This window comes from Pseudoteredinibacter isoporae (assembly GCF_011602085.1).
Classification (GTDB): Bacteria; Pseudomonadota; Gammaproteobacteria; order Pseudomonadales; family Cellvibrionaceae; genus Pseudoteredinibacter; species Pseudoteredinibacter isoporae.
The window spans coordinates 406,564-433,113 of record NZ_JAAONY010000002.1 but is presented as its reverse complement, the minus strand read 5'-3'; the positions used below and the strand labels follow the sequence as shown (position 1 = coordinate 433,113).

The 26,550-nt window shown below is 50.7% G+C and carries 19 protein-coding genes; 12 read left to right on the top strand and 7 right to left on the bottom strand.

The window, feature by feature from the left end; all coding sequences use genetic code 11:
• Positions 1 to 263: 263 nt before the first annotated feature.
• A complete protein-coding gene (locus G8768_RS10470; protein WP_166844859.1) occupies positions 264 to 1,139 on the bottom strand; it encodes an MBL fold metallo-hydrolase in 876 nt (291 codons plus the stop codon).
• 166 nt (positions 1,140 to 1,305) lie between these two features.
• On the opposite strand from G8768_RS10470, the gene G8768_RS10465 reads away from it, so the two are divergent.
• Positions 1,306 to 2,196, top strand: coding sequence for a LysR family transcriptional regulator (locus tag G8768_RS10465; RefSeq protein WP_166844857.1), 891 nt, complete (start codon positions 1,306 to 1,308; stop codon positions 2,194 to 2,196).
• Between the two features lie 53 nt (positions 2,197 to 2,249).
• On the opposite strand, the gene G8768_RS10460 is transcribed toward G8768_RS10465, so the two are convergent.
• From G8768_RS10460 to G8768_RS10440, 5 genes are all read right to left on the bottom strand, one after another.
• On the bottom strand, positions 2,250 to 5,405 hold the full coding sequence (locus G8768_RS10460) for an efflux RND transporter permease subunit (protein ID WP_166844855.1): 3,156 nt from the start codon (positions 5,403 to 5,405) through the stop codon (positions 2,250 to 2,252).
• Complete coding sequence (locus G8768_RS10455; protein ID WP_166844853.1) at positions 5,402 to 6,478, bottom strand: efflux RND transporter periplasmic adaptor subunit; 1,077 nt, start codon at positions 6,476 to 6,478, stop codon at positions 5,402 to 5,404. The genes G8768_RS10460 and G8768_RS10455 overlap by 4 nt, the downstream gene beginning before the upstream one ends.
• Before the next feature lie 445 nt (positions 6,479 to 6,923).
• Complete coding sequence (locus G8768_RS10450; RefSeq protein WP_166844852.1) at positions 6,924 to 7,595, bottom strand: glutathione S-transferase family protein; 672 nt, start codon at positions 7,593 to 7,595, stop codon at positions 6,924 to 6,926.
• A 7-nt stretch (positions 7,596 to 7,602) separates the two neighbouring features.
• Positions 7,603 to 8,160, bottom strand: coding sequence for a hypothetical protein (locus G8768_RS10445; protein WP_166844850.1), 558 nt, complete (start codon positions 8,158 to 8,160; stop codon positions 7,603 to 7,605).
• Between the two features lie 84 nt (positions 8,161 to 8,244).
• A complete protein-coding gene (locus G8768_RS10440; RefSeq protein WP_166844847.1) occupies positions 8,245 to 9,297 on the bottom strand; it encodes a helix-turn-helix domain-containing protein in 1,053 nt (350 codons plus the stop codon).
• 125 nt (positions 9,298 to 9,422) lie between these two features.
• Here G8768_RS10440 and G8768_RS10435 point away from each other — a divergent pair, with 125 nt between their 5' ends.
• From G8768_RS10435 to G8768_RS10385, 11 genes are all read left to right on the top strand, one after another.
• A complete protein-coding gene (locus tag G8768_RS10435) occupies positions 9,423 to 11,231 on the top strand; it encodes an acyclic terpene utilization AtuA family protein (RefSeq protein ID WP_166844845.1) in 1,809 nt (602 codons plus the stop codon).
• Between the two features lie 171 nt (positions 11,232 to 11,402).
• Positions 11,403 to 13,496, top strand: a complete 2,094-nt coding sequence (locus G8768_RS10430) for a TonB-dependent copper receptor (RefSeq protein ID WP_166844843.1) — start codon at positions 11,403 to 11,405, stop codon at positions 13,494 to 13,496.
• A 101-nt stretch (positions 13,497 to 13,597) separates the two neighbouring features.
• Positions 13,598 to 14,374, top strand: a complete 777-nt coding sequence (locus tag G8768_RS10425) for a tellurite resistance TerB family protein (RefSeq protein WP_166844841.1) — start codon at positions 13,598 to 13,600, stop codon at positions 14,372 to 14,374.
• Positions 14,375 to 14,535: 161 nt separating this feature from the next.
• Entirely contained in the window at positions 14,536 to 15,387 is an 852-nt protein-coding gene (locus tag G8768_RS10420; RefSeq protein WP_341800998.1) for a M90 family metallopeptidase, read from the top strand.
• 56 nt (positions 15,388 to 15,443) lie between these two features.
• Positions 15,444 to 16,097, top strand: a complete 654-nt coding sequence (locus G8768_RS10415) for a methyltransferase domain-containing protein (protein WP_166844839.1) — start codon at positions 15,444 to 15,446, stop codon at positions 16,095 to 16,097.
• A gap of 187 nt (positions 16,098 to 16,284) precedes the next feature.
• Positions 16,285 to 17,535, top strand: a complete 1,251-nt coding sequence (locus tag G8768_RS10410; RefSeq protein ID WP_166844837.1) for an efflux RND transporter periplasmic adaptor subunit — start codon at positions 16,285 to 16,287, stop codon at positions 17,533 to 17,535.
• 70 nt (positions 17,536 to 17,605) lie between these two features.
• Entirely contained in the window at positions 17,606 to 18,292 is a 687-nt protein-coding gene (locus G8768_RS10405; protein WP_166844835.1) for an ABC transporter ATP-binding protein, read from the top strand.
• An 11-nt stretch (positions 18,293 to 18,303) separates the two neighbouring features.
• Positions 18,304 to 19,629 (top strand): ABC transporter permease, encoded by a 1,326-nt coding sequence (locus G8768_RS10400; protein ID WP_166844833.1) that lies wholly within the window; start codon positions 18,304 to 18,306, stop codon positions 19,627 to 19,629.
• 9 nt (positions 19,630 to 19,638) lie between these two features.
• Positions 19,639 to 20,850, top strand: a complete 1,212-nt coding sequence (locus G8768_RS10395; RefSeq protein ID WP_166844831.1) for an ABC transporter permease — start codon at positions 19,639 to 19,641, stop codon at positions 20,848 to 20,850.
• Between the two features lie 147 nt (positions 20,851 to 20,997).
• On the top strand, positions 20,998 to 22,353 hold the full coding sequence (locus G8768_RS10390) for a sigma 54-interacting transcriptional regulator (protein WP_166844829.1): 1,356 nt from the start codon (positions 20,998 to 21,000) through the stop codon (positions 22,351 to 22,353).
• Between the two features lie 109 nt (positions 22,354 to 22,462).
• Positions 22,463 to 23,854: a sensor histidine kinase gene (locus G8768_RS10385; RefSeq protein ID WP_166844827.1), complete on the top strand. Its 1,392-nt coding sequence runs from the start codon at positions 22,463 to 22,465 to the stop codon at positions 23,852 to 23,854.
• A 5-nt stretch (positions 23,855 to 23,859) separates the two neighbouring features.
• Here the strand turns inward: G8768_RS10385 and G8768_RS10380 are convergent, their stop codons facing one another.
• Positions 23,860 to 26,538: a beta-propeller domain-containing protein gene (locus G8768_RS10380; RefSeq protein WP_166844825.1), complete on the bottom strand. Its 2,679-nt coding sequence runs from the start codon at positions 26,536 to 26,538 to the stop codon at positions 23,860 to 23,862.
• Positions 26,539 to 26,550: the final 12 nt, after the last annotated feature.

Genomic DNA, 26,550 nt, shown 5'->3' with positions numbered 1-26,550 from the left:
GATGGCGCAATGAGAAACCGCCATAAACAGGAGATGACTATGGCCAAGATATCATCCGTAACACCCAGGGCAAGGGGAAACCCGATTGCCCGGAACCCTCTGATGCGAAAAGGAGGCGTTCATGAAAAAAGTCGTAGTGCCAAGCGACAACAAGCCAAGCGCGATTTGCGAAAGCAAATCGCGCTTTTTTATCACTGGCTGTTTTCGTTTGCAGTTGTTTCCTTTGCTCGTAAAGCTTCAGCTGAAGCTCACAAAGCTTTTACTTACCATGTCATTTCACCAGTAGCAACCTTGGCGCCAATATCCAGAGCAATATTCAATTGGCTCTCGGGATACTGTTTATTGATGGCGTTGATTAAGCTTTTTGAATTTTTCGCCTTTGCCAATTCAGCTTCATAGTCCTTCAGGTATTGACGTGTAAACTCGAGTGCTTTGAGACCTTCTTTGTCGGAGCTTGTTGAGTGTCCAGGGACAATGACTTCAGGACGCAGTGCTTCTATCTGATCGAGAATATTGTTCCATTGTTGACGGCTTTCCTTTGTCGGAGAATCCGCGATCCACAGATGCACCTGACTGTAAATGGGTACGCCACCGACAACGGCCTTGATGGAAGGAATCCAGACAAAGGTTCTGTCGGGATGAGTCTCCAAACCAATGATGTTCAGTTCCTGGCCATCAACGCTTAAGATTTTCTTGCCGATCGCCTGAGGCAAGGTGACATTCTTCGGGCCATTTGCCGCAAGTTTGGGGCCCCAGAAGTCGAGTTTCTTTTGCAATGTGGATTCAATATGTTTGCGAGTGGCTTCCGTTGCGTAAACCTCGGCGTCAGGAAAGGCCTGCTGAATCACCTCCAAACCAAAATAATAGTCAGGATCACCGTGGCTGATGTAGATCGAACGTAGCGTTTTACCGCTTCTAAGAATGTTCGCGACGAGCTGATGAGCGTGGGCGCGAGTAAACTGAGCATCGATCAATACCGCTTCCGTAGGGCCTTTGACCAGCACAGAGGCTACAAAAAAGCTGTTTTCATCAGCGCGATAGACCTCCAGCTCAAGAGGGGCTTTTGAGGCGAGGCTGCCTGAATTCCAGCTCAGGGCGATCAAAGCCAGTATCAACTGACCGAATTTGGAAAGGTTCATTGGATTTCTCCGTATTGGATAAATTGATTGTTTGTTATCAGTGGATACTATTTTAAGTTGCTTAAATCGGCGCAAAAACACTAAAATGGTTCAGTAATTGTTGCTTAAATCGATTTAATAGATTTGCTTGATTTCATTGGATATCCGAAGGTGGGGAGCGCAGGCAATGGATAGAATCACCGCGGCCAAGGTATTTGTCGCTATTGTAGAGCGTGGCAGCATGGCACAGGCCTCTGAAGCGCTGGATATGTCGCGCTCCATGGTGAGCCGTTATCTCAGTGAAATGGAAGACTGGGCGGGTGCACGCCTTTTGCACCGGACCACGCGCAAGATCACCTTAAGCGATGCGGGAGAAAAGGTGTTGGCTGAGTGCTACAAATTGAAGGATATCGAAAAAGATGTTCAGTTTGTTTCCAGTTCCTTGAATACTGAGCCCCAGGGTGCTCTGCGTATTGGTACGTCCCAGGTGTTTGGCGAAAAGATTCTGACGGACTTTGTCTGTGGCTATCTCAGCCGTTATCCAAAGGTGTCCATCGATATTCAGATTTCAAATCATGCCGTGAATCTTGTCGAAGAGCGGGTAGATCTGGCGATTCGAATCACCAATCAGCTCGACCCCAATATTATTGCCCGCAAATTTGGCGATCTTAGATCGGTTATCTGCGTTTCAGAAGCTTACTTGAAGCAGCGGGGATTGCCGAAGGATATTGAGCAATTGGAACAACACAACTGCATTAACTATTCCTATTTTGGAAATGCCGTCTGGAATTTTAATGGGACTGACGGGGCACGATCGGTGAAGGTCAGTGGAAACCTGACTGCGAATGACCCGGCCGCTCTCTTGCAGGCGAGTTTATTGGGCGTGGGAATTTCCCAGCAACCACGTTTTGCGACGGAACCGTATTTACAGAATGGAGATTTGATTGAATTATTTCCAGAACTCGAGCCGGAAACTTTGGGTATTTACGGTATTTACCAATCCCGCAAACATATGTCGCGGGCGCTGCGAGTGTTTATTGATGAGTTGGCGGATTACATGATGAACATAGCGCTTTAGTTTGCCCGGGCACTGAGCACTCGGGCCAACTGAACACTGTCCCAGCAGCGTGTTTACGCTGCCGGAGTTGCTTCTCCTTTGTGAAGTTTGGCGTTCTTCTCTGGCATTAATGCCAACAGTAAAGCCGGCAGGAAACTCAGGCTCAAAACCGTTGAGGCGAGAATGCCGCACAACACGATAATCCCCACACCTCGATAAAGCTCGGTGCCTTCACCGGGAATCAACACCAGGGGCGCCAGACCAAACAGGGTCGTGGCGGTGGACATTAAGATCGGTTTCAAACGCTTGCTGACGGCCTGGCGAACGGCGTCCTGAACAGCAACGCCTTCGTCCATAAAGCGACGAGTTTGATCCACAATCAAGATGGGATTGTTGACTACGGTTCCCAAAAGAATCAAGAAGCCCAGCATAGTAATCATGTCAAAGGGCTGGTGGAAACCCGCAAAACCCATGGCACTGCCAAGGCTGCCAAAAGCATTGGCAGCGATTAACCCCAATAAGCCACCTGCCATGCCAAGAGGAACCGTCGCTAAAATAAACAGCGGCATTTGCCAGTGACTGAAAATAGCCACCAACAACAGGTAAATCAAAATCAGAGCAATGGCAAAATTACTCGAGAGAGAGCTGCGTGTGGCTTCGAGCTGGTCGGCCGCACCACTGATTCCAAGCTTAATGCCCTGGGCTATCTTGCCCGCTTGCCACAGACTTGGAATCAACTCCTCGCGAACCAGTGCTTCCGCCGTTTCCAACGCAACCTCGCGTGGCGGAATGATATAAACGGTAACGGTTCGGTTACCATCTACCCGGCGCACGGAATTACTGTTTTTGCTTTCGACCAAATCGGCAAGGGCACCCAAAGGCAGAATACTGCCGCCAGGGCTTACCATGGGTGTTGCTGCAAGTTGATCCAGGCTTTGCTCGGTACCGGCACCGCTGAACAGAAAGATGTCGACCTTATCGTCGTCGAGAATAAACTCATCCACATAGGCACCATCACTAAGTGCCGCGACGGCGTAATTGAAATCCTGATTGCGGATATTCAGCTCGGCGAGTCGATTCCAGCGGGGTTTGATTTCGATTAAGGGCTGATCCAGGCTCAGAGAACGAGGCTCGGAATTGATCTGGGGCTTATCGAAAACAATCTCGGCCTGCTGATACACCGCTTCGGCTGCGCGGTAAAGTTCGACGGTGTTATTGCCCGCAATGTCTACAGCGACTGCGCGCGTACCACCATCGTTACTGGAAATGATTGAACCGCGTGAAGAAAACGCGCGCATTCCAGAGTAGCTTTTAAACTTCTCGGTGATGCCTGTCATCATGGCGCCAATATTATTGGGGTCTTTGGGGGCACTCAGAAACCAAATGCGCCCCGCGGAAACTGTCATGCTGTAATAAGCCATGGGTGGCATGGCGTCTTTCTCCGGTTCAAAGGCATTAATGTCCTGATCCAGATACGGTTTAAAATAGGCTCGCAGTTCTGTCGCAATGCTCTCCATTTGTGAAAGATTATAATCGGGGGGAGCAATCATCATGGAAAACGCTTTCGGCTCTTCACCTTCCGGAAGGTATTCGGCCGCCGGCATTAAGACGTAAGCACTGAGCAGAATACCGCCGGCGATTGCCGCAGAAATCATTCGCGCACGCGATTTGCTGGCAGTTACAAAATTAACCAGGCTCAGCCAGCGGGGTGAGAGTTTGTAGTTGCGATTGGGCTTTAGATCACTGCGGCTGCGCAATTGAGCCAATGCGACCGGCACCACAAAAATAGCGATCAGCATGGAGGCGATGATCGCCGCCGCGATGGCAATAGCGATATCGGAATACAGTTGTCCGGCTTCTTCCACAACGAACAAAATCGGGGCGAATACCAGAACTGTGGTTGCGGTTGAGGCCAGTACCGCTGGCCAAACATCTTGCACGCCTTTAATCACAGCATCGAGTTTATTCCGGCCTTTTTGTTTGGCCTGAACAATCGATTCAAGAACAACAATGGTATTGTCTACCGTCATCCCGATAGCAAAGGCCACCCCGGCGAGTGAAATTACATTGATGGTTCGTGAGAAGGCCAGCAAGCCGATAAAGGCGGCGATGGTACACAATGGGATACCAAAGACTCCCACCAGCGTTGCACGGCCGGATCTCAGGAAGTAATACATCACCAATGTCGCGAGCAGGGCGCCCAGGGCAAGGTTAAACCATACGTTTTCCAACGAGCTTTTGACGTAGGTTACATCGTCACTCAGCAGGCGCAGTTGCAATCCGTTCTGGGCGAGCAGTTGGCTGTTCAGCTCTTCAACCAGAGGCAGTATTTGATCCTTGATCGCCAGTACATTAGAACCGCTTTCGCGGCGTACCGACAAACGCAAAGTGCGTTCGCCATCGGCATAGGACAGCCCGCGGCTTTCAAAGTGGTCGAGTTCTACCTCGGCGATATCCTGCAACAGGATATTGGCATCGCCCTGGCGTTTGACAATCAGTTGTTTGAGTTCTTTGAGCTGTTCAAATCGTCCTACGACACGCAGAAGATAGCGGCTTTTGCCACTTTCGATATCACCGGCAGAGGCATCGCGATTTCGATCACGAACGGCACTGCGAACATCCGCCAGACTGATTCCTCGTTGGGCAAGCCGATCGGCATCCACTTTAATTTGAATCTGCCGACGGGCACCACCGTTTACACGAACTTCAGAAACTCCGGTCACTGATTCCATGCGGGGACGTACAAAGTCTTCGGCAAAGTCGCGCAGGAGATCAACGTCCAGTTGCAAAGGGTTGCCTTCCAGTGGTTGCAACAGAAAGAACATAAAAGCATTGCTGGAAAATGAGCTGGAAAACAGGCGAGGCTGATCCACATTTTCCGGGTACGAGGGCACTTGACTGAGGGCGTTGTTCACCCGAATCAGGGCATCGTTCACATTGGTGCCAAAGGGAAATTCCAGTTCAATGGTGGCACGCCCCATATCCGCGCGTGACACCATGCGTTGCAAATTGGGCAGACTGCGCAGATAACGCTCTTGCTCGATCAGGATTTCTTTTTCAACATCTTGTGGCGTTGCACCTGGCCAGCCGGTTTGTACGGTAATGCTGCGTACTTCCAGATCGGGAATCATCTGCACTGGAATTTTCATGGCCGCTACAATCCCCAGAATGGTACTGATTAACACCAGTACCGCGACCAGCAGGCCGCGTTTTGCCGCTGCTGCGATCATTGGCCAGGCTCCTTGCTGCGAGCGATAGTCAACTCGTCACCGTCTTGTAACAGCTCCACGCCGCTTTTCACATAGGCTTTACCAGCAGGAGCGCCGGTGATGGCAACGCGTTCGCTCTCTTGTTCTTCAATCTGAATGATGTGTCGTTGGGCTTTTCCGTTCTCAACCGCGAAGACGCTGGCACCGCCGTCAGGGTGCTGTTTAATTGCGCTTTTGGGGAGCCACAAACGCTGTGTTGATTCATCGCTCAGCGCGATATTCACGATGGCGGACATGCCGACATTCAAGCCGGCATTGTCAGGGATGGTGATGTACGCCACAAAGGCGCGGGACTGATTGTCCGAAACAGGCACGATGCGATCAATGTGAGCGTTGAGGGTTTTTCGGTTGTCGTGATCCGCGGTTATGGATACCTCGGCACCGAGTTGCAGTTGCTGAAAGTATTCTTGGGGAATCGCCAGTTTTAAGCGCAGGGCATCGCCTTGCACCAGACTGAGAACGGCACTTTGTTGATTGACCCATTCGCCAATATTCACAAGGCGCTGCGCGATAATGCCATCAAAGGGCGCGTAGAGAGTATGGCGGCGCAGTTGCTCTTCCCGAATTGCCAGAGAGGCTTGTTGTCGACTCAGCTCAGCCTGACTTTGGGCCAATTGGGCTCTGCGTTCACTGATGCGGGTGGCCGCCACAAACTTTTTGCTCGCCAATGCCTTTAGTTCTTTGTATAAACGTTCGGCTTCTTCCTGGGCAACTTCGGCCGCTTTCAGGCTGGCCCTGGCTTCATTGAGTTCCAACTTGGCCAGTTCGCTGTCCAATGCCAGTAGTGGGGCTCCGCTTTCTACTTTATCGCCAACCTCGACAAAAAGCTCAGCCAGCAATCCGGCCTGTTGGGTGGCCAGCTGGGAATGCTGCACCGCTTCCACGGTGGCGCTGATTTGCAGCTCACCGCCTTTACTGTCACCTACGGGGTAGACCACATCGACACTGGCCGCAGTGGCCTTGGCGCCTGTGAGTAACAAACTTGCCAAAAACAGGCTTTGAGAGATCAGGCGGCCGAGAGTAATTGTTGACATAAATTCCTCATACATCATATTTGCCGCCGATGGCTGTGTTCACCGGGGGCGTCAATTTACAGGTATAGAATTATCAGGTGTGGTCGCGGTACTCATCGAATGAGAGTAGGCGCTTTATAATCTGACACGTCGCTGTGCGTGCTGTGGCTCTGTCGGCCATATTATTTCATATTTCGGGCCATGATGGCTCCAATTTACGGGTCTTCCGAGCGGGCAGCTCATGGGACAGGGGTAAATTGATATCCGATCAATTCTCAGGGGATATCCTTCGGAATGCAATCAGGCTGCGACCAGTTGAATCTGTTGCTGGTTGAGTTGTAGAGCGCGGGATAAACCAGCAGAAATACATGGTTTTGGGAGGGGGGGATAACCATGACAAGGAAGAGGGGGACAAGAATAGAGTAGAGGGAAGAAGGCGCCATATCATAACCGGCGCCGGGTGACCTTATTCCGCCAGCGGGTTAAACGGGCCATTCTTCTCAAGCGCTCGCTGGTAAGCCGGGCGCTCACGCATACGCTTTAAAAAACCGTGGATGTGGGCGTATTTTGGATCGATACCCGTACGGACCTCGGCAACCTGTAAACAATAGCCCATCACAATATCCGCCGCCGTGAGCTGTTCACCGGATAACCAGGTGGAGCGGCTGAGTTCGGCTTCCATAAATTCCATGTGGCGGCCGTAACGTTGCCACAAATAACCATCGCGAACTTTATTGACCACCAGTGAAATAATGGGGCGGATAAAAAACGGCACCTTGGAAATCATACGTTTGAAAATCAGTGCTTCTAACAGCAGGGGCATATAGCTGGCCTGAGTGGCATGCAGCCAATATAGATAGCGCTCGCGTTGGGGGTGACCGGGTGCCGGGCGCAGGGTGCTGCCCGGGTGCTTGTCCAGAATATAATCCATAATCGCACCAGTTTCAGGCAGCACCAGATCGCCATCACTGATCGTGGGCGAGGTACCAATGGTATGCAGCTTTCGATATTCTTCGGGGGCCAGAGTTTGCGGCCCAACGCGATTGTAGTGCTCGATATGATACTCCGCATCGAGTTCTTCAAGCAGCCACAGTATGCGAATGGATTGGGAGTTCTCCAGATGGTGTACGGTAATCATAAGTCACTCACTTTAATAAATGCCCTGAAGCATCGAATTGCCCAACGGGGCCTTTCATTAAAAACCACATGGGTCGAATCGAAAAGCCCAGAATTGGTCGGTAGTGTGCCAGGCCCAACAAACAGTTATCGTCGAGGCGGCGAAATTCATCTTGTACATCCAGCAGGCCGCAAAGGGAATAGTAGTGTCCGTAGCGCAGGCTGAAGCTGTTTTTTCCATCGTATCTCGACGGTGCAATGTGAATGTGCATGGGCCAGCGTCGAACAAGGCCACCAAACTTTTTCAAGGTGTTGAAACCCCAGCCGTGGTTCTGGGAAAGTAATTGAAAGGACTTACCTTGCCAGATGCCATTGCTCCAGTTGTTATAGGCGGAGAGTTTCCACATCAGCTTACTGAAAAAAGGCGCTTCCCGGTCAAGCCATTCTCCGGCGAATTCACCTTCCATTTCATTCAGTTGGGGAGCCTCAAGGCGAAGGTAGAGCGCCATTAGTTGTTGTTCACTGTATTGATGAAGTTCGGTTTCATCCACAGTGGTGTTGCTCGGCTTTTGTATTTCTGTTGTCATCGGAATGTCACCCGCGTTGGAATGGCGGCATTCTGGCACAAGCACATTTCGGGCAATAGGTTATTTTTTGCCAGCTATCTGTCACTATGAATGGCTGTTCCCTGAGCCGCTGTTCTGGAATGATTGGCGGTACTCACTGGGACTTTTGGAAAACCAGCGTTTAAAGGCCCGGCGAAAATTGGCAACATCGGAATAGCCCAGCAAAACGGCAATGGATTCCACGCTGGCCTGGCTTTCTCGTAATTGCCGAGAGGCCAACTCGGACAGCAGTTCTTCTCGCACCTGACGAAACTTTTTGCCTTCGCCCTCCAGGCGTCGAGCGAGTGTACGCTTGGAGACAAACAGGGCGCGGGCAACCGCATCCTCATGCATTTTTCCAAGAGGTTGTGACATTAAGGTACGACAAACTCGATCAGCCATGGTCAGGGAATGATTAGGCACTTGTTTCAGTTGCTGTTGGCAAATGGTCTGAGCGAGTTGATAGGCATCCGCGTTGGCCTTCGGGTTAGCCTTGCGCGCGTAGTCAATGGGAATGTAATAACAGTTTTGGTTTTTTCCAAAATAGCAATGGCCATGAAAATAGTCTTGATAAGCATCTTGATAGTCCGGCGCTTTATGGCGGAACTCAAAATAGCAATCGGGAATTTCTTCACCAATATAACTGTGGGCCAGGGTTTGAATAATCTGAAAATACACTTCCGATAAACCTTGCAACCGATCTTCACTCACATCAACAAACACCAGTAATTCGATTTTCAAATAATCGGCTTCAAGGCTCAGTTTGCTGCGAAGAAAGGGCACGCGCAATGGTTGATATTCCGGTGGGGCCGACATTGCGGAATACAAATCCGGTGCATTCAGAAAATACTCATTTAATGGCCACATGACGGAGAGCTGAGTGTTGGCACCAATGTCGAGATTTATTGTTGGGCTTTCACGCAAGCCGCGTATGCGTTCCATGATTTCAAAAAAGACCTCACCGGGAATGCTTTCCTGATTGCCGGGGTACAAGTCGATGGGCTCTAAGCCGCTGCCTCCGAGCACGGAGTGTAATTCGGATTCCTGCAGGCCAGCCGCTTGTGCTGAAGAACTCAGTATGCGAATCGGGATTTGAAAACTTGGGGGTGCTTGCAACATGGCTTTTACGCTAGAGCTTCCGGAATCGCCTGTCAATAAATGACCTGCGTTTGGCAAAAAATAACCTCTGGAAGTGATCGCGGGAGGGATAGCCTGTGGCAAAAAAGCAGACGATCAGGTGACATATGAAAAAAGACAGCATTCGCATCGCAAACTGTAGTGGATTTATGGGCGATCGCTTCAGTGCGGCACAGGAAATGGTAAACGGTGGTCCGATTGACGCGCTGACAGGGGATTATCTGGCTGAAATCACTATGGGTGGGCTTAAATCCTTTCAAGAACTGTCCGATTCGCCAGAAGACTCGGGTTACGCGGCCAACTTTTTGTTTCAGGCCCAACAGGTGTTGGCGGAGTGTTTAGAGAAAAAGATAAAGATTGTGGTGAATGCGGGGGGCATTAATCCGGCTGGTTTGGCAAGTGCCTTGGAAAAAATGGCGAATAATCTTGGCCTGCAGCCCAAGGTTGCCTGGATTGATGGTGACAACTTGCTGCCGCGATTGTCTGAGCTTCAAGCTCAAGGGGAAGCCCTGAGCAATATGGAAACCGGTGACGCTTTGGCCAGCTGCGATCGCGAAATTAAAACCGCCAATGCCTATCTCGGTGGCTGGGGCATCAAAACCGCATTGGATGCCGGCGCCGATGTGGTGATTGCACCTCGAACAACCGATGCAGCTTTGGTTCTGGGCCTGGGCGCGTGGAAATTCCAATGGCAACGCGATGACTATGATGCACTGGCCGGTGCTATTGTTGCTGGCCATATCATTGAGTGTGGTCCCCAGGCCTGCGGTGGAAATTATTCCTTTTTTGATGAAATGGAGAGAGACCTGCATATTGGTTTTCCCATCGCGGAATTGTTTGCCGATGGCAGCAGTGAAATTTATAAGCACGAAGGTACCGATGGCTTGGTATCGGTCGGTACCGTAACCGAGCAGATTCTGTATGAATCCCAAACTACTGAGTATTTTAACCCGGACGTAGTTTCCCATTTCGACAGCATTGTGCTCGAACAGCTTTCGAACGATCGGGTGAAGGTCAGTCAGGTCAAAGGCTCAGCCCCAAGTTCCAGCCATAAAGTGTGCATCAATACATTTGGAGGCTACAAAACCATGATGACGGTGCCCCTGGCAGGTGCCAAAGCGGAATTAAAAGCCGATTATGTTTATCGTCAGTGGCTACATTTTGCGGGCGGTGAAGAGCAATTTGATTCCATATCTCGTGAGCTGATTCAAGCACCTTATCGAGATGCTCAATCTCAGGAAGAAAGTTTCAGTTATTTGCGTCTGGTTGCTTATGCGAAAGATCGGGAAACCCTGGAGTTAAATTTTAAGGCCAAAGAGTTTGAATTGGTCCTGGCCAGCATTCCGGGCTATGTTCCGAGTTTGTCCCACGGTTTAAGCAGCAATGTGTTGAGCTATATGGTGCATTGGCCAGCCCTGGTCAGTAGCAAATACATTACTGAACATGTGTATGTTAACGGTGAATGTATCGAGGTAAAACCTATCGTACACAAGCAGGTTGAGTCTGAAAAAAGAACATCCCTTAAAGAGTCTGATGCCGAGCAAGCTGCTCTTACTTCGCCAGCGGAGCCATTGAATAAAGTGAAGTTGTTGGAAGTGGAATTGGGTGAAGTATTCGGAACCCGTTCCGGTGATAAAGGCGGTCTGGCGAATGTGGGCGTTTGGGCCAGGGACGACAAAGCGTTTGAGTATTTGAAAGAGTACTTAACGGTTTCCCGTTTGCAGGAACTTCTGCCAGATACTCAGGGCCTGAATATTGAACGCCATGAGTTTACTGGTGTAAGAGCGCTGAACTTTTGTTTGCATCGCTACTTAAAAAACGGTGCGGATTCCTCCGGACGTTTGGACGGCCTCGCAAAAGCGCTGGGTCAGTACCTGGCGGGGAAGTGCATTGTGGTGCCAGAAAGTCTGCTTTGAGGCAGCTGTGTGAAACAGGTGCTTTTGAAACACAATTTACGTCAAAAGCACCGCCCACGGAGCAAGCGCGACAATTTGACACATCCCATTTGCAGAGTAGGGTTTTTATAATGGTGTTATCCGCAAGGCCAACGGCGGCCTGTCAGTAGCGATACCCCAGGAAGGAAAACCGTGTCTATATTTCATTTGGGCGCGAACAGCGCCAACAACACTTCGGTAAGCACCTCATTTGTTCCCCATTGTTTGGCGATGGCTATCGCTGTTGCGTCGGCGTCGACTTGGGCAGCTCCAGCGAAGCACAATCATGATAAGGCCATTGAATTGATCGAGGTCACAGCGGAAAAGCCCAGTGACGCCGAAGCACAAACGGTGTTCAGCGAAGCGCCCGTCACTCGGCCAACGCACGATGCGGGTGAATTGCTGCGGTCAGTGACCGGCATGACCGCGTTGCGCCGTGGTGGGCGAGGTTTTGACCCGATTATTCGCGGGCAGAGCCAGGCGAACCTGAATATCATCAGCAATGGCGCCTTTAACTACGGCGCCTGTCCTGGAAGGATGGATCCACCGAGTACCTATGTCGGGGTCGACAGTTTCGATTCGGTGCAAGTTATCAAAGGCCATCGTACGGTTGTCCACGGCAGTGGGGGAAGCGGTGGCACCTTATTGTTTAAACACCTGCGCCCGGAATTTCTGGACGACAATGTGCAAGGGCATGTTAAAGCGGGCTACACCTCAAACTCGGAATTAAGTCATCAAGGCCTTGATGTGGCCGCAGGTGGAGAACAGGGCTACATTCGTGTTTTCGCGGCACGCAAGCGCTCTGAAAACTATGAAGATGGCAACGGTCAGGAAGTGGCTTCAGCGTTTGATTCAGACAGCTGGGGCTTGGTGACGGCTTGGGATATCGGAGTGAACGATACTCTGGAACTGAGCCACGAAGACAGCCGCGAAGGTGATGTCTGGTACGCCGGCAACGGCATGGATGCCGTATATGCCGATTCCCGAAGCACATCTTTGAAGTGGACGCACGATGCGGCGCTGGCATTTATTGATCGCGTCGAGGCGAATGTTTATCGCAGCGACGTTGAGCACCTCATGGACAATTATACTGTGCGTAATCGCAACGGTATGCCTAATGGTATGGCAGCACCATCGTCTTCAGATACTTGGGGTGGCCGCTTCCTGGCAACAATCGAAGGTCAGAACAGTGAATGGCGCATTGGTTTTGATCATCAAGCCAATGATCGTCGTGCGACGCTGTTTATGGATCGTGGAAAGGATGGCAGCTTGGATATGCTGGTTGCGCGCATGTGGCCCGATGTGGAGCAGCGTCAATGGGGCCTGTTCAGTGAATTGGATTATCAATGGACCGAGCGCAGCAGCTTGCGTTTGGGTTTGCGCGTTGACGATTATGAAAGCAGCGCCAATACCGCCACTGTCAGCACTGGAATGATGGGGGCGGCCACACCAAGCCGTTTATACGAGCAGTTCTACAATGCGAACAGCCGAAGCAAGAACGACACGGCGATTAGCGCCGTGCTTGGCTGGGATGTGAGTTTGGATAATGGCCGCAGCTTTAACGCCAATCTCAGTCGTTCCGTGCGTCGCCCCGATGTGTCTGAACAATGGATTGCGCGAGCGGCCATGGGGCGCCTGTGGGTCGGAAATCCGGACATCGATGCCGAAGTTCATCAGCAATTGGATATCAGTTTGCAACAGAATCGTGGCCAGTTCGAGTGGAGCGCAACGGCGTTTTACAACGATGTGGATGATTATATCGAGCAGTATAAGCAGGGCGGTAACAGCCTCTATCGTAATATTGATGCCGAATTGTTCGGGACGGAAATGGATGTTCGTTGGCAAATGAGCGAAGCCTTCAGTGCCCGTGCCGGAGTGTCTTACACACGCGGTAAAGGGGATAACGGCGATCTTGCTCAGATTGCACCCTTGGAAGCGCGCATCAATATGGATTACCAATCCGGTGACTGGGCTTTAGGTGCAGAATGGATCGTATCTTCTCGACAAAATCACTTTGATCCGGATGTGGATGTGAACGAAGCCAGTGCCGGTTTTGGCGTTGTGCATTTGTATGGACATTGGTATATCACGGAATCTCTGTTGCTGGAAGCAGGGATCGAAAATCTGGCGGACAAGGCTTATGCCTACCATGTGAACAGCGCCAACTCAGACCCCTTTAATCCCGACGCTGTGCGTGTCAATGAGCCTGGCCGTCAAAGCTGGGTTAAGTTGCGCTACCAGTTCTAGATGATTCTTTACGACGTCTTTTAATCGCCCGGCGGCTCACTTGAGTTCGGCTTCCGGGCGATGCTATATTTCCGGGGACTTTAAATTCGCTGGGAGCGCTTATGTTTGACGCCGCAAAAATAATGAATGAACTCTTGGGTGCCGGTGGTGGCCAGGGTGCAAATGGCAGGCAGGGTTCATCGTCCAAGGGCGATTTGCTGCAACAGGGAAAAGAATACCTCGGTAAAAACAGCGGTGGTTTAGCCAGTGGCGCTGTTGCCGGTGGTCTGGCAGGGTACTTACTGGGATCGAAGAAAGGCCGCAAAATGGCGAAAAAAGCCGCCAAATACGGTGGTATGGCTTTGGTTGCTGGTTTGGCTTACAAAGCGTACAACAACTGGCAGACCCAAAAGCAGGCTCCTGCTGGAGCTAATCCTCAGGCTGCGCCTCAAGCCGCCCCACAAAACGTCAATACTCAGGAAGAGATTCCGGCCTTGCCCCAGAATTCTCCGTTTGCCTTGCCCGATCAGAGCCAGGGGCAACAGGATTTTTCCGCGATGTTAATCAGTGCCATGATTGCGGCCGCCAAGGCCGATGGGCAGATCGACGGGGCAGAGCATCAGGCGATTTTTGCCAAAGTGGATGAATTAGGCCTTGATACCGAAGCGAAGGCGTTTGTGTTGGATCAGTTAAACAAACCACTGGACATCGACAGCCTGGTGGCTTCCGCATCCAATAAAGAACAAGCGGTGGAATTGTATCTGGCTTCGTTGATGGCCATTGATGTGGATACCGCCGCCGAACAGGCCTATATGAACATGCTGGCCGCGCGCTTGCAGCTGGAACCGGAACTGATTGAGCAAATTCATCAGGCGGTTGCCCAGGCTGAAGCGGAATAGCTTTCTGCTGTAGGGCAGACAGGGGCTCGGGCAACCTATTGTCCGGGTTCCGAACCCCTTTCTTATCGTCTTTATTTCAATTCCTTTAAACACCGGCGCTCAGGCTTTTGTCCTCTGTTGAGCTGGGTTACACTGCGGCCTTTTATTCGAGCGGAAGAACCGTGTTGGGATCTCTCTGGCAAACTTTTAAAGACGCAGTATTGCGCTTCCTTAAGCTCAAATCCCCGAAGCCCCATATCCAGTGGCAGGCGGAATGGAAGGGGTTTCTCGAAGAGCATGTGGAGTTTTATCGCCAGTTGACAACGGAAGACCGCTTGCTGTTTGAACAGCGTGCCTTGCTGTTTATGCACACTACCGAAGTATTCAACGGGGCAGAGCCTGCCAGTTTTGAAGATCGTTTACTGGTGGCCGCCAGCGCGATCATCCCCGTATGGTCGTTTCCAAAATGGCATTACTTCAATTTAAGCACGGTTTATTTATTGCCGGCGGCGTTTAATGATGATTTTCAATGCGGCCAGAAAGATTCCCTGTATACCGGTATGGTGGGTACCGGCCCCATGGCGGGCAAGATGGCGTTGAGTCGACCGGCCTTGTACCAGGGGTTTCGAAACCCGAATGATAAACGCAATGTCGGTATACACGAGTTTGTTCACCTGATCGATATGGCCGATGGGGATATGGACGGTTTCCCGGAGCGTTTGCAAGCCTATCGATTTGCCATTCCCTGGTTTGAACTGGCCGAAAAGAAAATGAAAGCCATTGAAAAGGGGCGAACGAATATCGACCCTTACGGCGCCAGTAACAAACTGGAATTTTTCTGTGTTGCCTCGGAATACTTTTTCGAGCGCCCGCAAATGATGGCTAAAAAACACCCGAAGCTTTATCAGGCCCTGGAAGATATTTATCAGCAAGATCGAGCGGCAATTGTTGCGGATATCAAAAAGCGAGAAAAGGAAATCTGTGTATGCGGCAGTGGCAAGGCTTATCGAGAGTGTTGTTTGCCACGGGATTGACATGTCTGTGTACAGAATAATAACAACCGAAGTAAATCCTGTGGTAGGGAGTTGACGTGCAGTGCCCTCTATGTAACCAAGATCAAGTTGAAGATTTTCACAAAGATAAACGCCGCCAGTATTTACGTTGTGAAGGTTGTGAGCTGATCTTTGTACCGGAAAATGAAATCCTCAGCCCGGCTTTGGAAAAAGCGGAATACGACAAACATCAGAATCAACCGGATGATTCTGGCTATCGGCGTTTTTTAAACCGATGCCTTGAGCCCTTGCTCAAACAGCTTGAGACCCAAGGTGTAAAAGCCCCTGAGGATATTGTTGGTCTGGATTTTGGGTGTGGTCCCGGGCCGACTTTGTCCCGCATGGCGGAAGAGCGGGGCTATGTGCTTGCGGATTACGATCCTTTCTATGCGCACAAGCCGGAGTTGTTAAAAGCCCAGTACGACTTTATCACCATGACCGAGGTGATCGAGCATGTGCGGCACCCGCGCCTGGTGCTGGACTTACTGGATCGCTTGCTTGCGGCCTCCGGTACTTTAGCCATCATGACCAAGCGCCGTACCGAACCCGAACACTTCGCCAGTTGGCATTATAAAAACGACCCCACTCATATTCGTTTTTACCATCTCAAAAGCTTTGAATTTATCGCCAGGCATTACGGCTGGAAGCTGACCATCATCGATAAGGATGTATTGTTTCTAAGCCGTTCCTGAGCACCCAACCTCCCCAGGTGTCCGCGGACACTTTCTCTGTATTGCCGGACAGTGAACGGACAGTGTTCGGCGGACAGTTTTGCGATATCTGTTTGAAATAATCAATAAAAACAATAAGTTACAATTTTGGCACGGTACTTGTTATAAGCAGACCTATTAGAACAATTACACATTGATAGGTTGTTGCATGATTCGAGATACTTCCGGGCAGGATCGAGTGATTAAGCCCAAGAAAAAATGGGCCAGCAAAGTAGGGCTGGCATCGGTGGCCACAGCCGTTATGGCTGGACTTTGGGTTTGGGCGCCTTGGCAAGCAGAGGCCTCTCTGTCTGTCAGCAATCTGCGTTTCGCTGAAGCCCGCAAAGGCCTGTTTGAGCGTGCGGTCAATGCGACAGGTCGAGTAGTGGCCAGCCATTCTCCAGCACTGTACAGCGCGGCGACTGGCCGTGCTCAACTGTTGAAAAAGCCGGGCGACAAGGTCAACGAAGGCGAAGTGGTCGCCAGCATCAGCAGTCCGAGTCTGGATAATCAGCTGAAGCAGGAAGAAAATCGCCTGGAGAGTGCCCAGCTCGACTTGCAACGTATGAGCCTCGAAGTGCAACAGCGCAAACTGGCCCTGCACAAAGCGCTGGATGTCAGTCGCGTAAACCACCGTGCTGCCAAGCGCGAGCTGAAACGCGCTGAGGCTTCTTTCAACATCAAAGTGGTTTCCGAATTTGATTACGCCAAAGCCCAGGACGACTTGCACAAAGCCGAACTGGATCTGAAAAACGCCGAGCGCGAGGCCAAAATCAATTCCGACATGATCGATTTCGAGCTGAAGGCCAGCAAAATTTCTGTCGCCAAACAGCAGCTCGTTGTGGATGAACTGCGCCGCAAGCAAGAGCAACTCACTCTGCGCTCGCCGGTCGCGGGCATGATCGGGAACTGGTTGGTCCAACAGGACAGCCAGGTATCTGAACACCAGGCTTTGCTGACGGTAGTTGACCTGAGTGCCTATGAAGGCGAACTGGATATTCCGCAAACCTTTGCCGATGACCTGGCCCCGCAAATGCCTGTAGAAATTACCGTTGCTGGCAAGGCTTACCAAGGGGAATTACGTTCGGTATCTCCTGAAGTGCAGAACAATCATGTGAAAGCACGAGTGGTTTTTCTGGAAACAAACTCTCAGGGCCTTCGCCAGAACCAGCACCTGAGTGCCCGCATCAGTTTGGCTCGCAAGGAAAACACCTTGTTTCTGCCTCGGGGCGCTTATCTTGAAGCGACCAATGCCGTGTTTAAAGTGGAAGACGGCCTGGCAACCAAAGTACCCGTTCGCTTCGGTGCGCGCAGCATTGATCAGGTGGAAGTTCTTTCCGGCTTGAAGGAAGGGGATCGCATCATCAGTTCTGCGGTGGAAGACTTCCTGGATCACGAAACGGTTTATATCAACGATTAACTCTACTTAAACAGTGACAACTGTATTACCAATTTATACATCGACACGTAAAGAATAAAAGGGAATAAACATGTTAAGAATGAACAAAATTTCAAAAGTTTTCAGTACTGACCTGATCGAAACCCACGCTTTGAGAGAATTTGATTTGAGTGTGGCCGAGGGGGAATTTGTTACCGTAACCGGCCCATCCGGTTCGGGTAAAACCACCTTTCTGAATATTGCCGGTTTGTTGGAAACCTTCAACAGCGGTGAGTATTTCCTGGATGGTGAAGACGTTGCGAGCTTGAACGATCGCCAGCGTTCGCAACTGCGTAACCAGAAAATCGGCTTTATTTTCCAAAGCTTCAATCTGATCCCGGATCTGGATTTGTTTGATAACGTTGATGTGCCATTGCGCTATCGCGGTTTTTCGTCTGCTGAACGCAAAGATCGTATTAATCACGCCCTGGAGCGTGTTGGCCTGGCGGCTCGCGCCAAACATTTACCCTCACAGTTGTCCGGTGGTCAGCAGCAGCGTGTTGCCATCGCCCGTGCCTTAGCCGGTGAGCCTCGTTTCCTGCTGGCGGATGAGCCAACCGGTAATCTGGATTCCTTGATGGCTCGCCAGGTGATGGAGTTGCTGGAAGAAATTAACTCCGAAGGCACAACCATTGTGATGGTAACCCACGATCCGGATCTGGCCCGTCGTTCCCAGCGCAACATTCAGATTATTGATGGTCAGGTGAGCGACCAGCAAATGTTTGCCCAGGCGGTATAGGAGAGAAGGTGATGCTTGTTTATTACAGTAAGTTAGCCTGGCGACACATTCTGCAGACTCCGGTTCTCAGTTTGTTGATTGTTATGGCGATTGCCCTTGGCATTGGTGCTTCAATGACCATGATCAGTTATTACAAGGCCATGGCGCACAATCCTGCTGAAGACCGTTCAGAGAGTTTGTTCGCGGTTCAATTAGCCGCGTACGGCAATGATATGGAAGAGTGGGGCGGTCGCCCCGATGGTTTGCCGATTCAGTTGACCCATCAGGATGTGAAGAACCTTCGCGAAGCTGAGCTGTCGTTTCCTCGCTCGGGCATGCACCAATTCATGACGGTAGTAACAAGTCAGCGTGAAGGCGTGGCTCCGACGAACGATTACGCCGGCCGTTTCGTAGACAGGGATTTCTTCAATATGTTTGATGTGACGTTTCTCTATGGCGAACCCTGGAGCACCCAGGTTGACAAAGAGGGCGAGAAGCATGCGGTTATTTCCAAAAGCCTGAGTGAGTGGATTTTTGGTGAGGCTGATAGCGTTGGTAAAACCTTCGTGATGATCGATGGTGAAATGCTGTTTACCGTTGTGGGCGTATACGAGGATTTTAACCCTCAGCCCGCTTACTATGATTTGTCGACCAGTAATTTCCCGAGCGATGGCCCGGGTGTTTTTCTGCCATATTCCATGGTAGACACTTTGGATCAATTTCCGATGGGCAATATCAGCGGTTGGTTTCCGGAAGAAATTAACACTCACGAAGACCTGAGAAAAAGCGAGTACGTGTGGCAGGTTTTTTGGGTAAAACTGGACAATGAAGAGCAACGCGAACAATACCGCAACTTTTTGAAAGCCTATTCCGAAGAGCAGCACAGCCTTGGACGTTTTCAGAACCCGAATCCCCGAGGTGATATCAAGGATGTTGCGACCTGGTTGGAATACAACGAGGTCATTAACGAGGACAACAAAGTGATGGTGGGTTTGAGCTTGTTGTTCCTGCTGGTTTGTCTGGTGAACGCGGTAGGTCTGCTGTTGGCGAAGTTCCTTCGCAAGATGAACGAAGCGGGTATTCGTCGCGCTCTGGGTGCGAGTAAGCGTCAGATTTTTTCCCAGTATCTGGTTGAAGTGGGCATGCTGGGCTTATTGGGCGGTTTGCTTGGCCTGGTGCTGGCGGCGTTTGGCTTATGGGCGGTTCGTGAACTGTATGAAACCGATATTGCTCGCCTGGACCCAACCCTGTTTGCGGGTGCCTTGGCCCTGTCATTGTTCGCGTCTTTACTGACGGGCATTTTGCCCGCACTGCGCGTATGCAACAGCAACCCATCACTGTTCTTGAAAGCCCAATAGGAGTTCATCATGGCACTAGGACCTATTTTTAGAAGTACCTTGCGCAATCCTACCGGGGCGGTACTGATTGCATTGCAAATTGCGTTAACCCTGGCGATTGCCAGCAATACCTTTTACATGGTGAAGCAGCGCATTGATAAAATGAATCGTGATACCGGTGTGGTGAACGAAGAGTTGTTAACGGCCCGCGTCTTTTATTTTGGTGCGACGGTTGATCAGAAAGCTCAGGCGGACATTGATCGCAAAACTCTGATGGACATTCCCGGTGTTAAAAGTGTGAGTTATTCAAACTCGATCCCTCTGGGTGGCTCGAACAACACCAGCAGTTTGTGTTTCGAGCAGGAAATGAATGACGGCGGCGAAGAGAACTGTCCGCACAGTCCTTCTTACTACCGCTCTGATGTGAGTTTTCATGAAACCATGGGCTTGAAGCTGCTTGCCGGTCGTTGGTTAAACGAGAGTGACGCCATTGACTCGGAGAGTATTTCATCAACCGCCAGCCGTACCATGCTGTTGAGTGATGTGCTGGCCAAGCTGTACTTTCCGGAAGAGAGCGCGGTGGGTAAGCAGTTGTACCTGGGGGGCCGCCCATTAACCGTTGTTGGTGTCTACGAGCGTATGTTGCGCCCGGGCACTGGCGGTTCAAACCCTGATCACACTATTCTGGCGGCTGAACCCCAGACAAGTGGCTATCTGTCGATTCGAATTGAAACGGATCGCATTGAACAGGTGAAAGCGGAGTTGGAAGCCACTATGGTGGGCTTGAATGATCAGCGTGTTGTCAGTGTGATTCGCACTTTGGATGAAGTGGCGGAGCGCACCTATCGCCGTGACAAGGCTATGGTTGTCTTGCTGTTGGGCGTGGTTGCGTTGCTGTTGGTGGTAACGGCCTTGGGTGTTGCGGGCTTGGTGAGCTTTACGGTGGCCAATCGTAAAAAGCAGATTGGTACACGACGTGCTTTGGGCGCCAGCAAGCGGGATATCCTTGGCTACTTTATGAGCGAGAACTTTGCCATCACGGCAACGGCTCTGTTGCTGGGCGGTTTCCTGGCCTACGCGCTGAACCAATACCTTCTGCAGAGCTATCAGCTCAGCCGACTGGAGCTGGTGTATGTATTTATTGCAGCTGGCTGTTTATTGTTCATCAGTCAAATGGCCACTTTATTGCCCGCATTGAGAGCCAGTCGAGTTTCTCCGGCGATTGCGACTCGCACGGTGTAACTTTTAGAAGGATTGTCGTCTAATAGGGGGTGGAAGCATCCCCTTGATTCGGCACCGCCTGAACCGCAAACCACGGCGGTGATACCGAATAGAGGGCAGTATGGCAAGACTGAAGACAAAACTGAAAAAACTAAATAAGGAAGCCCTGTGATACTGATTGTTGATGACAATCCGGCTATTGGTGAAGCCCTCAGCCTCCTGCTCGAACTGAACGATTTTCAAACCGTATTTGTGGATTGTCCCGAGCAAGCCCTGGCGGCACAGCAGGAACGGAGTTTTCAGTTGGTGATCCAGGACATGAATTTCAAGGCGGACACCAGCTCGGGGCTCGAAGGCCAGCAATTATTTTATGAGCTACGCAGTCGCCAGCCCGATTTGCCGATTATTCTCATGACGGCTTGGACTAATCTGAGCATGGCGGTGGAATTGGTGAAAGCCGGAGCGGCGGACTACATCAGTAAGCCCTGGGATGACAGCAAGCTATTGGTAACGGTACGCAATCTGCTGGAGATGTCCTCATTACGGGAGGAAAACGCCCAGCTGCACGCCGAACAGGAAGCCCAGGCCCAATGCCGTGAGCAGGTGAGTGAACAGCTCGATTCGGCGAATTTATGCGGTGCAGTATTTCTAAGCCCATTGATGCAGCGCCTGATGGACATGGCGGTGCAGGTGGCGCCCACCGATGTGCCGGTTCTGATTACCGGGCCCAACGGTTCTGGCAAGGAAAAAATTGCTGAAGTAGTACAAGCCAATTCCCGCCGACAGGAAAAACCCTTCGTGAAGGTGAATGTTGGAGCATTGTCCGCTGATCTGATGGAAGCTGAATTGTTTGGTGCCGAAAAAGGCGCCTACACGGGAGCGGATAAAGTACGCATTGGCCGCTTTGAATCCGCCGACGGTGGCACGCTGTTTTTGGATGAGATGGGGAATTTATCCCTGGAAGGGCAACAGAAACTGTTGCGGGTTTTGCAATCCGGGGAGTTCGAGCGTGTCGGCAGTTCCCAAACGCGTAAAGTGGATGTTCGTGTGATCACAGCCACCAACGAGGACTTGCCCGCAGCCATAGCCCGTGGCGATTTTCGAGAAGATTTATATTACCGACTCAATGTGATCGAACTGAAGTCTCCAGCCTTGAATGAGCGCAGCGAGGATATTATTCCTCTGGTTAAACACTTTATTCAGCTGGCAGAGCCTGAGCGTACACGAGCACTGTCTGCGGCCGCAAAGGCGGCATTGCAGCAGTATTCCTGGCCGGGTAATGTGCGTGAATTACACAATAAAGTGCAGCGGGCTTTGTTGTTACAGCCAAAAGACGAGCTACAAGTTGACGATTTTGATCTGGCCGATGAACACTCGGTGAGCATCAGTGCGACTGAGCTAGGTCTGGAAGACATTCAGGCGGCGCTGGATGCCCATGGCGGGGTTGTTGCCCGGGCGGCTCGCCAGTTGGGTATCTCCCGTCAGGCGCTGTATCGCCGCCTGGCAAAAGCCGATAATGAATAAGATAATTGTGACGGGCTGGCGGCGGTAATTCATGATCTTTACGGATCGTTGAAAAGTCGCTGCCCGTACCGTTTGCTATTAGAATTGCCCACAAGACAGATAACACAATATGGTTTTACGCCCCAAAACTCTCACTCAACGTTTGTGGTTCAGCTTAATTTCCTGCGTACTGATTACCGCACTGCTTACTGTGATTGCCCTGGAGTTCAGCAAGGGAAACAGCTGGATAATGGCCGGTGTGTCTTTGCTTCTTTTTTTGATGTTATCGTTATTGTGCATGCGCTGGGCCCGCCGGATTTCCAAAGACCTGTCCAGTCTTGAAGTTGCACTTCTGAATTTAAGTGACGCCAATTTCAGCGTATCCATGCCGCCCCCGGAACTGCCGGAAATGGATGCATTGGTACAGCAAATGAATCGCAGCTTTGGCGATCTGCGCCGCCAACGACAGAGTATTTATCAGCGTGAATTGATGCTGGACACCATGATTGAAACATCGCCGGTGGCGATGATTCTTTGTGGCGGGAGCGGGCATATCTATTTTGCCAATGCCGCCGCACGCCAGCTCTTGTTTAAAGGGGAGCGCCGTGATGGTGCCCATTTGGTTGAGGCGCTCAGTGATAACCGCAGTGAAGACAGTGAAGAGTTTGCACGGGTGATTCTGCAGGGCAGGGAGACTTTCTTCAGTCTCTTGTTGAGCTCTCAAACCCAAAGTGCCCTGGCGCAGCGTGAAGGGGAAACGTCAGCAGACGATGCTATGGTGAGCGGCCTGCGCAGCTTTCACTATCTGTGCAGTGAATTCAGCATTGATCGCCAGCCCCATCGTTTGCATTTACTCAAAGACATTACCCGTGAGGTAAACCGCCAGGAGGCGGCCAGTTGGAAGAAAACCATTCGTGTCATCAGCCATGAACTCAATAACTCGTTAGCACCCATTTCCTCGATGGCCCATTCCTGCCAGTTGTTATTGGAGCGAGGGGAGAGTGAGCGTTTGATGAAAGTGTTGCAACGGATTGAAACCGGCGTTGGTTCTCTGCACGAGTTTATTCAGCGTTATGCCAGCTTCGCTCGTTTGCCCAAGCCCCAACTGGCACCGGTCAGCTGGTTGAACTTTGTTCAGCAGTTACAGGAGCATTTCAGCTTCCGGCTGCCCGACGGTATTCCTGATTGGGAATTGCAAGCGGACAGCAGTCAATTGCAGCAGGCTCTACTGAACCTTCTTAAAAATGCCCACGAATCGGGTTCTGAAACCGAACATATCGCTATACGATTTAAAGAAATGCAGCAGGGCACGCGAATCGAAGTTGTGGACCAGGGCGGCGGTATGAGCGGTGAGGTTATGGAACAGGCTTTGTTGCCGTTTTATTCCACCAAACCATTGGGCTCTGGGATTGGTCTGGCGTTGTGCAGAGAGATTGTTGAGGCTCACCAGGGGCAGATGAGCCTGGATAATTATCGTGGTGGTTTGCGAGTGGCGATTAGCCTGCCGGGGCAGGCTAATTGATCTGTTTAGTCTCCTGAGGGCACATAGTCAGGAACCTTATCACCCCATTTTGCTCCCCAGAGTCGCCCACCTTCGTAGTAGATTAGCTGGTTTTCGAATAGGGTGGAGCGGCCGTTTAATGCGGCGTTTTTGACCTGGTTGTCGTTCTGGTAGTTGCCCGTAAATTTATGAGTCGTCAGATCCTGGGTGACATTCATATCGGTGAAGTCACTGTTAAATTCAAATTGATAGAGACCACTGGAATCCCATTCAATCTGAGTTCCTGAACCAGTAGACACTCGCTTTTGTAATACCATTGGAATTGCAAAACGTGCGTTGCGTGCGTTGTCGCCTGGCAGATAACTGAAGCCGTGGTGGCTGCGCTGTACCGCTGAGTTGCTTCCTCCGGCACCAATAACAATGTTCTTGATCAGGGCAGGAACCTCGGGATTACTGATGTCAAATAGGCTGACTTGATTACCCAGGTCACGCCCTTGGTCATCAGCTGCCTGACCTACGCCCAGAAGCTTATCGTTGGGCAAGGGGTGAAGGTAGGAGGAAAAGCCCGGCACTTCCAATACGCCCTGAATGTATGGATCATCATGATCACTCAGGTTCACCACATACAGTGGATCGATGCGGCGGAAGGTAACAGCATACATTTTGTCGTCTACAAAGCGTGTTGCTTCCAGGCTTTCATTGAGTTTGCCTATGTACTCCGGGCGCTTTTTGTTGGGTATATAGGAACGATAAACCAACAGGCCTTTCTGTTTTTTGGAAGGGGTCAGAATAGAAAGCTTATAGGCAGCTCGACCTTGATCTCTGTATCGGGTGACTACTGCCAAGTCGCCATTGCGTTCGCTGAGTCTAAACGGAGATACCTCAGAATTTCCTTCCAGATATCCGTCTACGCTGCCGCTGCCTGCATAGCTGAGTTCTTCATCCAAGTTGATTTTATGGATCTGAGTGCTGTAGGCATAGCTGTAAAAATGGTTGGTAGTATCGTTAACAATACGATATCCGTTGGCATTGCTTGCGAAGTATGCCGCGTTAGTAGAGACATAAACTGTTTCGGTTTGACCGGCAACGGATATGGTTTTGACATCATCCGGTTGTTCTAGGTTAATGCGAGTTAACAGCATAAAGTTGGTTGCCGGAAGTTCCTGATCTGCCAGAACGTAGCTGTTGTTGTGATCGACGGCAGGTTGCCAATCCTGATCATTGATTCGAATTTTAGGAACCAGTTTATCAATTTCAATGGCGGCCAGTTGATCAAGAAGGGATCTATCTAGCGACGGGACACCTCGCCACATGATGTACAGATGTTTTCCAATACGACGTGTGCTGATCGCGTTTCCAGAAAGCGTAATACGCTGATACTCCTTGAGTTCACAGGCTTCTCTTTGGTGAACATCGACGAAGGTGTATCCTTTTCTCCAGAGTTCATCTTGTACCCAGGCATCTTCATGGTGTGAGACATAGGCTGTGTTTATGGAAGCGAGTTGTTGTTCAGTGAGGTACAAACCTAGGTCGTTGCTGCTATTGGAGGCCGTTATGGTATCGCTAAACACCAGAGGGTCCTTGGTGAATTGTTTGCGTTCTCCGATTTTTCCATCACTGTCTAGGGCATAGCTGCTGATGGTAAAATCTTCTTCACTGGGGTAGGTAAAAGCACATTGTGGATCGGCTTTCAGATAATCAATTTCATCCACACCTTTCTCTTGCACATTGGTGCTTGAAATCACACTGCTACTGGACGTTGCTGCGGGGCCAATTGGCGCTGGAGAAAAATCGTAGCTGTAACTAATTTCACGCCCCAGATTTGTGTAACCCTGACGCAGATAGTCAGCGAGTGCCGTATCGCTCTCAAAACGACTCAAGGCATGAAATGAAGGGCGGGCACTTTCAGGTTGCGTGAGCATGCGGATAGGGCTGTCTTTCAATGCCCAACGGCTGCTGTCATCATTCAGTTGAATATTAATGTTACCCTGCATAGCACCTGTAAAGCTAAACGTTGCGCTACCCGCACTGCTGCGGATGCTTGCTTTCTGTTCGCAGCTCAAGCAAGAGCCTTGAAAACGTTGGAAACTGATTTCCTCTTTGTGGCCGTCATTGGCACCGTATAACCAAGTCGGTTTGCCTTCCTCGTCATAAAAATAATACAGGCCGAACTTCCAACGCTGTTGTTGTACGTAGGTAAAGCCGTAACCGGACTTATCGGGGTTGTACCAGAGTCCGGTTTTGGGTTCGTCTTCGGAAATATTGCTTTGGGCGAAGGGGGTTAACTCCAGTTCTCGTGTGCCACCGTTGAGTTCAATGCTCGCTTTGATGCGATAGGCATTTTGGACTTCCAATTGCAGTCGGCCTTCGCGTACAAAATCCAGATATTTATCATCTGTGTTGTCCCAGCGGTGACGCATAAACTGCGTATCGAGTTTATGGTTGTTTAACGGCGCCTCAGCGGTGTACCAAATGGGCTCGCCTTCGGCATCGTAGGTGTAGATAACCACAAAGACGATATCGTCGATAAATTGCAGATCCAGACCGTGTCCGCTGGCTTGATCGGACCACCATAAACCGGATTTAAACGGCGGTAACTTACTATAGACAGTGGACGCATCCGATGAGTTTGCGGCGTGAACCTGAAAAGTCAGCAGAGTGCTGAGAGCGAGAACGCTGAATAGACGACGCGGGAAAGACAACATGGCGATTTCCTG